7 protein-coding genes are annotated in these 10,180 nt (G+C 52.3%); 3 read left to right on the forward strand and 4 right to left on the reverse strand.

Annotation, left to right across the window (positions count from 1 at the left end):
- Positions 1-11: 11 nt before the first annotated feature.
- From A9B99_RS11840 to A9B99_RS11850, 3 genes are read left to right on the forward strand one after another with little or no spacing between them, the layout of a single operon-like run.
- Entirely contained in the window at positions 12-3,848 is a 3,837-nt protein-coding gene (locus A9B99_RS11840) for a cellulose biosynthesis protein BcsC (protein ID WP_064598043.1), read from the forward strand.
- Positions 3,849-3,850: 2 nt separating this feature from the next.
- Positions 3,851-4,330 (forward strand): cellulose biosynthesis protein BcsD, encoded by a 480-nt coding sequence (gene bcsD, locus A9B99_RS11845; RefSeq protein ID WP_064597724.1) that lies wholly within the window; start codon positions 3,851-3,853, stop codon positions 4,328-4,330.
- Positions 4,331-4,338: 8 nt separating this feature from the next.
- Positions 4,339-5,340, forward strand: coding sequence for a glycosyl hydrolase family 8 (locus tag A9B99_RS11850; protein WP_064597726.1), 1,002 nt, complete (start codon positions 4,339-4,341; stop codon positions 5,338-5,340).
- A 424-nt stretch (positions 5,341-5,764) separates the two neighbouring features.
- Here the strand turns inward: A9B99_RS11850 and A9B99_RS11855 are convergent, their stop codons facing one another.
- The 4 genes from A9B99_RS11855 to bcsE all read right to left on the reverse strand — a co-directional run bounded on the left by A9B99_RS11855 (position 5,765) and on the right by bcsE (position 10,095).
- Positions 5,765-6,016: a hypothetical protein gene (locus tag A9B99_RS11855; RefSeq protein WP_064597728.1), complete on the reverse strand. Its 252-nt coding sequence runs from the start codon at positions 6,014-6,016 to the stop codon at positions 5,765-5,767.
- 668 nt (positions 6,017-6,684) lie between these two features.
- Positions 6,685-8,349 carry a cellulose biosynthesis protein BcsG gene (gene bcsG, locus A9B99_RS11860; protein ID WP_064597730.1) on the reverse strand — a complete coding sequence of 555 codons (1,665 nt, stop codon included), beginning with the start codon at positions 8,347-8,349 and terminating at the stop codon, positions 6,685-6,687.
- Positions 8,339-8,536 carry a cellulose biosynthesis protein BcsF gene (gene bcsF / locus A9B99_RS11865; RefSeq protein ID WP_064597732.1) on the reverse strand — a complete coding sequence of 66 codons (198 nt, stop codon included), beginning with the start codon at positions 8,534-8,536 and terminating at the stop codon, positions 8,339-8,341. The genes bcsG and bcsF overlap by 11 nt, the downstream gene beginning before the upstream one ends.
- Positions 8,533-10,095, reverse strand: coding sequence for a cellulose biosynthesis protein BcsE (gene bcsE, locus A9B99_RS11870; protein WP_064597734.1), 1,563 nt, complete (start codon positions 10,093-10,095; stop codon positions 8,533-8,535). The genes bcsF and bcsE overlap by 4 nt, the downstream gene beginning before the upstream one ends.
- Positions 10,096-10,180: the final 85 nt, after the last annotated feature.

Here is a 10,180-nt window from a genome sequence, read left to right on the forward strand (position 1 = left end):
TGGGTAAAAAAATGAATCATAAAACAGCCCAGGTGCTATCGACTTTCTGCCTGTCCGGGGTGTTAAGCCTTGGTATGGCAGTTGACCAGGCACAGGCGGATGCTAACAGCCCGGCGTTAAAAGCCTTGTTTGATCAGGCCAATTACTGGCATGAAAAATCCCATGATGATCTGGCAATGCAGTCGCTTAATAAAGTGTTGATGGTGGATGCCAACAACACTCAGGCACTGTACCTGATGGCATTATGGTCCCAACAAAACGGTAACCTGAAAGCATCTGCGCAATGGCGTGCGCGGTTGGCGAAAGCTGACCCGGCCGCGCCACAGCTTCAGGCGCTGGATAATGCCCGCCAATTGCAACAAGTCCCTCAGGGGCAACTGGCATTAGCTCGCCAGCAGGCGCGCAGCGGCAACATTTCTGCTGCGTTATCCACCTGGCGCGGCTTATTTAATGGCAATGAACCACCCGCGAGCCTTGCTCCAGAGTACTATCTGACAATGGCGGGGGATAAATCGCTGTACCCGCAGGCCGTTGCCGGGTTGCGCCAGTTAACGGCTGAACACCCGCAGGATAACGCAGCTCGCGTGGCGTTGGGTAAGGTGCTGACTTACCGTGATGACACGCGCCGTGACGGGATTGATTTGCTCGAAGAGATGGCCAGTGGTAACAAAGAGGCCGACAGCAGCCTGCGTCAGGCGCTGTTGTGGCTTGGGCCGAAAGCGGGTGACGAACACTATTATCAAACCTGGATGCAACGCCACCCGAAAGACAGCGATGTGCTGGCTTATTACCGTAAAAATGTAGGGGGGGCGGCGAAAGGTGCGGGCTTTACTGATTTGAACAGCGGTAATCTGGCTGCTGCCCAAAGCCAGTTTGAAAAAGTGCTGCAGGCCAACCCGACCGATGCAGATGCGCTGGCCGGGATGGGCTATGTTGCTCAGCGTCAGGGAAATTACCAGGCAGCGGCACAATACCTGAAACGGGCAGCTGAACAAGGCGGTGATGCATCTGCGGAGCGCCAGAAGCAAGGGGAGGATGCCGCATTTTATGGGCAACTTGCCGAAGCTCAACAGGCGTTTAAACAGGGTAATACTGCTCAGGCGCTGGCCCTGAGTGCACCCCTGGCGCAACAGAGCGGAGACAAAGGTATGGCAGCGAAGCTGTTCCGTGCCGATGTGTTACGCCGTACCAAAGATTATGCTCAGGCTGAGCAAACGCTGCGGGATATTCTGACCAGCTCTCCGGGCAATGCCGCTGCCAGAGAAAATCTCTATTACGTTCTGCGTGATCAGAATAAAACGGGCGAAGCGCAGGCTATGCTGCAAAGCCTGCCGGCATCACTCCAGGCGAAACTGCAGCCCAAAGGTGGGTACGGTTCGCCAGCGGATCCGATTCGCCGCCAGGCTCAGCAGGCGCTGGCCCGGGGCGATGCGACGCAGGCCATTTCTATTTTGCGCCAGGGGATCAACCGCCTGCCGTCTAACCCCTGGTTACGGCTTGATCTGGCGCGGATCCTGGACAAACAAGGGAATAATGCCGCGGCAAACGATGTGATGGCGCCATTATACCGGGCTGGCTCAGGTACCGAGTCTCTGTATGCGGCTGCGTTGTTCGCCAGTGATCAGGGCGCCTGGCAACAGGTACAAACGCTGATAGGCCGCGTGCCAGCTTCCGCACGTAACCGTGAGATGCGGGATTTGTCGCAAAGGGCGAATTTCAACCTGCAAATGGCGACCGCAGAAAGTTACCTGGCTTCCGGCAATCAGGTGGCTGCTGCCAACACCCTGAAAGCGCTGTCGGGCCAGGTGCCGGACAGCCCGGCAGATGCCGGGAAACTGGCGCGTTTGATGGCACAAAGTGGAGACATGACCTCGGCAGTCGCGGTCGTGCGCAGCAGCATTGCTCAGGGTGTCAAAGGCAATGCTGGCGACTATGCAGACCAGGTTGCGGTGTTAAACCAGGCGGGCTTGCGTAGCGAAGCACAAACACTGTTATCCAACCCTGAACTGCAGGCTAACAGCACACCAACGCAACTGGCCGGGATCCGTAATGGCTACGTTATCAATGAAGCGGATAAATTACGTGAACAGGGTAATTATGCGGCAGCATATGACAAGCTGATCCGTGCCTTGCAGCAGGATCCGCAAAATACCGATCTGATGTTCGCTATGGCGCGGTTGTATCAGTCGGGCAAAATGAACAAAGAAGCGGGTGTGGTCTATGACTACCTGATGACCAGAGATACCCCGAAACAGGATGCGCGTGTTGGCGCAATTGATGTGGCGCTGAGCAGTGGCGATGTCAAAAAGGCTCGTTCGCTGGCAAATGGATTACGCGATACGCAAACACCTGACCGGTTATTGTTAATGGCGCGATTGTCCGAAGCTGAAGGTAATCATCAACAAGCGCTGGCCTACCTGCGCAATGCTCGCGGGCAACTGGTAGGCTTGCAGCCAGGAGGTTCGTCAACATCGCCCATGATTGGCGGGTTAGTGCTGGCGGATAATCCATTTAACGGAACTTCACCAACGCCTTATGCCGACACCTCTTCATCATTGTATGGTTCAGCTATGCCATGGCAGGTGGCGCAGATGGGGCGCAATCCACAGACTGCGCCAGTGAATACCGTGCGCCCTGATTTGCCAGTGGAATCCGCACAAAGTAGTACGCTGCGGCAGGTCGATGAAATGATGCAACAGCTTGATGATAAAACGTCAACCTGGGTGCAGGGCGATTTGGCCGTTCGTGGTCGTGATGGCGAAAGTGGCCTGAGCAAACTGACGGAAGTGAAAACACCGCTCCAGTGGTCTACGGTGCCTTTCGGCGATGCCCGTCTTGATTTGAACGTCACACCCGTCTCTCTGGATGCCGGTAGTTCATCTGTTGATGCCAGCCGCCGCTTTGGCACTGGCGCGCTAATTCAGGGACAAGTCGCACAGGCGAACGGGATATCGTCACTTGCCGGGAATACTCTGCCAGATGTAGCTTCCCAGGGCTCACAGAGCGATTCTGGCGTTGAAGTTGGTATGGCGTTGAGTGGTGACAGCTATAAGCTGGATGTGGGAACCACTCCTTTGGGGCCAAACCTGAACACCGTGGTAGGTGGTATTCAGTGGTCGCCACAATTGACGGATTACCTGAAAGTTATCTTTAAAGGTGAACGCAGGGCGATGACAGACAGCCTCCTGTCTTATGTTGGCGCTCTGGATAAATATTCCGGTAAGCACTGGGGGCAGGTCACTAAAAATGGTGGCACGGTACAACTCAGCTATGATGACGGTGATGTGGGCTTTTATTTTGGCGGTGGTGGCTGGAGCTATATAGGTACCAATGTTGCCAGTAATACCAGTGTGGAAGGTTCCGCTGGTTTCTATTTGCGGCCACTGCGGGCAGACGACCGTGAACTGAAAACCGGGGTTAATATCGGTTACATGGATTTTTCCAAAAACCTGAGTTACTACACCTATGGTCAGGGTGGGTATTTCAGTCCACAAAATTATATCAGTGTTTCCTTCCCGGTTGATTATACCCAGCGGTTCAGTAACTGGAAAATGTCTGTAGGAGCGGCATTGGGTTACCAGTCCTACAGTCAGGATAATAGTGCATACTTCCCGAATAACCCGGACTTGCAATCCCAACTGGAAGGTTATGTGGCCGCAGGGCAGGCGAAAGAAGCGTACTACGGTGGCAAGAGCCAAAATGGTATGGGCTACAACCTGCACGCAGATGTCGACTATAACATTAACAAAGATATGACTGTCGGCGGTCGTGTCGGTTATGACACTTTCGGCAGTTACAACGAAAGCACCGCACAGGTGTGGTTCCGCTATATGTTGGGAGAGCGTTAATAATGGCGTTGAATGAACAAAATTCTGCTGTTCTGAGGTATTTCCAGCAACAGCAGACTCCGGCAGGCTGGTTTGACATGCTGACCATTATGGTCGATGGCATGGTACGTAATGTCGGTGAGAAAGACAGCCATCCGTTCCTGACACAAATGGGTATCTCTTTCGGGCAGGCATTCCCTCTGCCCGAAGCGGAGACCGTTGGTGAGCTGGAAGCGCATATCAATAACCGTCTGGCACAATTTAACTGGGGGATTGTGGATATTGATGTGGAGGATAACGCGATGGTTATCCGCCACCAGGCGTTGCCGGTAGCACGTCATGATCGTGAACAGAACAGATGGTGTAACGCATTTTGCGCTATGATGGAAGGCGTATATGCGAGTTGGATGCGTCAACAGGGCGGTAAAGACAGTGTAGCCCTGTGGCGCGACCAGTCCTGGTCATTGACCGATGTTCAGTTCCGTTATCAGGGACGTTTTTAAGGAAAACTATGTTACAGCGGGGTTTAGCACTGGTGGCGCTGATGGCGTCACTGGTGATGTCGTCGTTCGCACATGCCGATGTGGACTGGGGGCATTTTAAAGCGCGTTTTTTAATGGCAGATGGGCGAATCATTGACACCGGAAATCATAATGTCAGCCATACCGAAGGCCAGGGGTTCGGTATGTTGTTTGCAGTGGCAGGAAATGACCGGGGCAGTTTCGATAAAATGTGGACCTGGACCAATACACACCTTAAGAACCCAAAAAACGGGTTGTTTTACTGGCGTTATAATCCGGTGGCACCCGATCCTGTTGAAGATAAAAACGATGCTACCGATGGGGATGCGTTGATTGCCTGGGCCTTACTGAAGGCTGGGGAAAAGTGGGGTGATCCTGCTTATTTTAAGGCTTCAGATGCCATTACCAACGCACTGATAAAGCACACCGTTATTGATTTCGCCGGGCAGAAAGTTATGTTACCCGGAGCCAGTGGTTTCAATCTCAATAGTTATGTCAACCTGAACCCATCTTACTTTATATTCCCGGCCTGGCGTGCGTTTGCCAAACGCAGCCATCTGGCAGTGTGGACGCAACTTATTAATGACGGGCAAAGTTTGCTGAAAAAAATGGATCTGGGTGAAGCTAAGCTACCGACAGACTGGGTTTCTCTGTATGCCGATGGGCATACAGAACCCGCCAAACAGTGGCCTGCGCGCATGAGCTACGATGCTATACGTATCCCGGTTTACATTGGCTGGGATCAGCCTGACAGTGCGTTACTGATGCCCTGGCGTACCTGGTTTGGCCGTTTCGACCGTCTGCATACCCCTGCCTGGGTGAATGTGAATGATAACCAGCAAGCTCCCTACAATATGCAGGGTGGATTGCTGGCAGTACGTGACCTGACAATGGGAACCCTTACCAGTATGGAAACGAAAGTCACCAGTCAGGATGATTATTACTCTGCCAGCCTGAAATTGCTGTCTGCAATGGCCGCGCAAGGGATGTAGTCACCAGGTACTCAGTTATTCTTAACTGGTTACCACCACAGCCAGTTTACGTGCCCGCACAGCCGGGCACGTTTCAATGATTCAGATACCACACCCGCCTGTAATCCCGCAGCAACAAACAAATAAAGACATATCAGGCACAAATCCAACAGCCACTCAGCACAACACAAAAAACCCCGCTACTTGCAGCGGGGACAGTTCGCGTAAAACCGGTGAACCGGAGAAAGGAAGACAAGGTTATTCCGCCCGGATGGCGGAATAAGGCGAACCGAGGCATGGATGCCGAGTCGAGCCGGCCGCAGGCTGACTGCCCGGAGGTGAACGCAGTGCGCAGCACCGGTCGCCCGCGAAAACGGGGATTGCAAAGGGGGCGAGCCCCCTTTAGCCCGTTCACAGGCTGTGAAGCCACATTGAGCGCATCACTTCAGGTGAACGGAACCTTCACCACACTGACACAGTGAAAAGTAAACACAACAGTCACCGCAGTAACAGTAATCTGCCAGTACTGAGCAAATTGCGCGCCGTACCCATCACACTGCTTCCTCTCACCCACTGCGCCCGGCGCCCGCAGGGGGCACTGGCCCCCTGCACCCCCTTTTGTGGCCGGCAAAATCGCCGCTTCGCGGACATTCGGCTTACCCCGGCGGCCTGTTCGGGTACCGCTCCGAGTCGGCATCCTGCCTCCCGTCGCTCTGCCTGCGTCCTGCAGGCAGCCCCGGCCCGCCAGGCACGCCTCAACGATTTAGAGGCCACCCAAACCCACCCGCCTGTCATATCTCAGCAAAAACATCAAAAAGACATACCAGACACAGAACATACAGCCACACCAAACCACACAAAAATCCCCACTACTTGCAGCGAGGCCTGTTCGCGTAAGATCGGTGAACCGGAGAAAGGAAGACAAGGTTATTCCGCCCGGACGGCGGAATAAGGCGAAACGAGGCATGGATGCCGAGTCGAGCCGGCCGCAGGCTGACTGCCCGGAGGTGAACGCAGTGCGCAGCACCGGTCGCCCGCGAAAACGGGGATTGCAAAGGGGGCGAGCCCCCTTAGCCCGTTCACAGGCTGTGGAGCCGCATTGAGCGCATCACTTCAGGTGAACGGAAACAACCACCCCCGGTGAGCGTACCACACTGCACCGGTCGCCCGCGAAAACGGGGATTGCAAAGGGGGCGAGCCCCCTTTAGCCCGTTCACAGGCTGTGAAGCCACATTAGCCACCTCACTTCAGGTGAACGGAACCTTCACATCAGTCCAGGTGAACGGAAACAGCCACACTGCAGGTGAACGGAAACAACTACACATGACACTATGCAAAGTGAACGGAAACAACCCCACCCCCCACTTACTGCGGATAAGGCACCCAATCCCCACCATTCAACCTGACCCATGGCTTATTCTGGTACTCAACCACAACCGCATTCGCGTTTTCAGATACCGGTGCAGTCTGTGGCAAACCACTGGTCAGCGCATTCCAGTCCACATGGTCAGCAACAAAGTTTTTGCCATCTAACGAACGCACTACCAGCTCAGATATGGCCAGATAGCTACTGGGGCTGTTGATCTCAATTGGCGCACCCTGATGTGGGTCCTTCATTCCAATAAATTTTACGCCTACTGGTACATGAGTGATAGATGGGCTGGGAATATCGCGCAGGCCGGACACCTGCATTTTATCGCCTCTGAGCGCAGCACCATGTTCGGGTACAACAATAACCATAACCCGACGGTTTGATTTCTCCAGTTGGGTGAGAAACGCATCCAGCTCATCAAAGAGTTTTTGGGCACGTAGCTTGTAGTCTGCTGTTTTGCTGTTACCCTGGAAATGGTTTCCGTCATGCAATGGCAACAAGTTAAAGAAGGTGGCGTTACGTTCATTACCCGGAACAGTATTCATCCAGCGTTCTAACACCGCAGTATCATCGTAAATGGGTGAATTATCAAAAGAGAGCAGATTGACCGGCAATTTGCTTTGATCCATCAGTGGAACAGAAACCCCGCCATTTTCCTGAACTTCTTTCAGGAAACCACCAAACTGACCGTTGTGGTCAAGCATCAGATGCATTGGGAAGCCGAGTTTCGCCAGGTTATCAAACAAGTAGCACTGTTCACCCGCTGGTTGGTACAGATTTTTATGGGCGCTTTGCCCACAACTGGCACGTAACAGGCGAATCGCTGCCGGACCACTGTATGAGGTAGCCGAGTTAAAGTTCTTAAACAGGATATCGAAATGCGACCACAGCGGATGCGCGGTAAGCCCTGTCTCTTCAATATCGGACCACGCCAGCGAACAAATATTGATAATCAACACCTGGAAAGGCTGTGAATCTTCAGGTAACGACGCCGGGAAAGGCGTTTTACGTTTTGCTTCACTGCTGTAAAACGTGTTGAGCCAGTCGCTGATATTGGCAGAGTTGGCAGGCGCGGTTTGTGCAGGGATATCGCCAATTATCACTGGGGAACCCGAAGCTGAAGCGCTGGCCCGAACCGCCGCAGCGGGCGCTGTGGTGCCTGCTGCCGTCGCCGGAAACAATGAGATAGCAGGGCCGGCAATATTCAGCACATTGAGCCACACCATCGCCAGTACCACAAACACGGTGACGCGAATCCACTGTGAAAGGAAAAGCCAGCCAACAAAGAGCACGAAAAACGCGCCGACCATATCCCAGTTAATAAAGCGTGTCACCAGATCCAGAATGTAATCGGTACTGAATCCTGCTACTTGTGAACCCTGGCTAAGGATGCTTTCCGGGCCGGGTAACCAGGTGTCGTGCCAGAACAAACCAAAACCAATAGGAATGGCAACCCACTGGCGGATGCGATGCAGGCGGTCAGATTTTATGGGCAGTAATAAAAAAACAAGAAATGCCAGATTTTTTAGCTCATGGAAATTCAGGTAACCCGCCCACAGCAAGCCAAATTTAACTAAAAAATAGAAGTTCCATGCCCCCGGCCCTCGCCAGGCTTGCCAGTAAGAAGAAAAAGAGGACGATGGTGTTTTATTTGTCATGTTTGTCTGCCCTGACAGGTGTATTACGGCGTAAAACCCCAACAGGTTTTACGTAACGCGGCTTGCCCATAATCTGGCGTACGCGTAAATGAAGAACAGGTAACCAGCGCCTGGCACTGTAGCCCAGAGGCAGAAAAATGATGGCACACAGCACAATTAATTGAAAAATATCAGCAAGGCTCATCATGAGCTCTGGCCCTCCGTACTGGGTTGTAACAGGTCCAGTGGCACTGGGACTCGCCGCCACATGCGGCCAGAGTGCTCAGCATTGACTGGCGAAGGCGTATTGTCATGGGGTGATATCGGTGTTTGCCAGTCGGTTTCAGGGATGGTGCGCATTTGTGTCAGTTCTGCGGCAATGTCGTTATCTTCGAACCAAACCACGCGGTTGGAGATAATATCGCCAACGGGTAGCGGGAAAATATGGCGCAGGGCAACATCCAGATCATTGATGCGGCAATAGGATAAAAACAACATTAGCCGGTTATTACCCAGAGTAACAAAATCGCCCATGCGGTTTGTTTTGCATAAGGTTAATAATTGCTCAACCCGCAACCCAGGCACCGGGCGCAGGGCTACCAGTACACCTTTACTGTCGTTGGGTGACATGGGGTTACTCAGTGCCGATTTAACAGCGTTGCAGAATTTATCCCATGGTTGAAAACCACGCAGGTTGAGTGGACGCAGGCTTGCGGTTAGTAATGAAATATCATCGGGTACATCGCGGGTAAAAAACTGCCCCTGAACACTTTCTATCATGTTCAGGCAGCGCGACAACGGGGCGTTATAAGGCACAATAATATTCGCGCCACAGGCCATTAACAGGCGCTCATCGGTGGCCCGTAACCCCGGATGGGTTTCACGAACAATGAGTTTTATCACACTACCGCGTTGTTTACGCAGCGTATGAATACAGCTTGCCAGGTGGTCAATTTGCTGGTTATTTTCCAGTGCAAAGATAGCGGTGGCTGCATGGTGATGGCGGGCTTCGGTGAATACGGCTTCGTTGTCAGCAAACAGTGACCAGTATTCAGATAATATGGGGGCGCCTTCCAGAACTGCGCTATGGCTCAATATTTGCCGCTCATCACTACGCTGTTGCGGTTCATGCTTCTCTGTAAGTTTTACTGACCAGGCACGTTCACCTTTATTCAACGCAATACGTTGCCTGGCACTAACACCCATCCTGTTTAGCCAGAAAGTGACATCAAAAATATATTCTCCCTGCTCCTGGCGAACTGATGCAATTCCCGAAAGGCTTTGATGCTGATTAGAGAGTAATGATGTGGCTTTATCTGAATTATTGTCCGGGTTGATGATGAGTAGTGCACAGTTATTCGTTTTGACCCAGCGCTTCATATTGGCAAGCCATTGTTTAATGGCGTCACCAGAAATACTCCGCCAGAAACCTTCCTTTGCAAGAAAAATGAATAAGTAGTTATCAGGAACGACTGAGCAAAGGAGATCAGAAGATAAAGAGTATAGACTATTCTTATTTGCTGGCATGCTGAATAATTGGATTTTTTCAGGACCGTGATGTTGATCTAATTCAATAACTGAGGATGCGTTTTCACCCATAGTGATAACTGCGGCCAGAGTCTGGTTACTCTGGGCTGCAAGGGTACTATTGGCAACAAGTTGCGCGTCTTCAGCCCGGTCTGTATTTACCCACCAGATTCCACCCGTGGTCATTTGTCGCAACTCATCCCAAAGTGCATGTATGCCAAATGAAAATAGTGATTCCATGGCGTCTCTCTTGAATCGAAGTGGTTACTTTCACAGTGTGCTAGCGCAGGCCTGAAAATAAACCTAACATTGAAAATAAACGGCA

The organism is Mangrovibacter phragmitis (assembly GCF_001655675.1).
Classification (GTDB): Bacteria; Pseudomonadota; Gammaproteobacteria; order Enterobacterales; family Enterobacteriaceae; genus Mangrovibacter; species Mangrovibacter phragmitis.

Bases quoted from the DNA above. Each gene is read 5' to 3' on its own strand.
- A9B99_RS11840 (WP_064598043.1), top strand. From the start codon at position 12: ATGAATCATAAAACAGCCCAGGTGCTATCGACTTTCTGCCTGTCCGGG.
- bcsE (WP_064597734.1), bottom strand. From the start codon at position 10,095: ATGGAATCACTATTTTCATTTGGCATACATGCACTTTGGGATGAGTTG.
- bcsD (WP_064597724.1), top strand. From the start codon at position 3,851: ATGGCGTTGAATGAACAAAATTCTGCTGTTCTGAGGTATTTCCAGCAA.
- A9B99_RS11850 (WP_064597726.1), top strand. From the start codon at position 4,339: ATGTTACAGCGGGGTTTAGCACTGGTGGCGCTGATGGCGTCACTGGTG.
- bcsG (WP_064597730.1), bottom strand. From the start codon at position 8,349: ATGACAAATAAAACACCATCGTCCTCTTTTTCTTCTTACTGGCAAGCC.
- bcsF (WP_064597732.1), bottom strand. From the start codon at position 8,536: ATGATGAGCCTTGCTGATATTTTTCAATTAATTGTGCTGTGTGCCATC.
- A9B99_RS11855 (WP_064597728.1), bottom strand. From the start codon at position 6,016: ATGCCGACTCGGAGCGGTACCCGAACAGGCCGCCGGGGTAAGCCGAAT.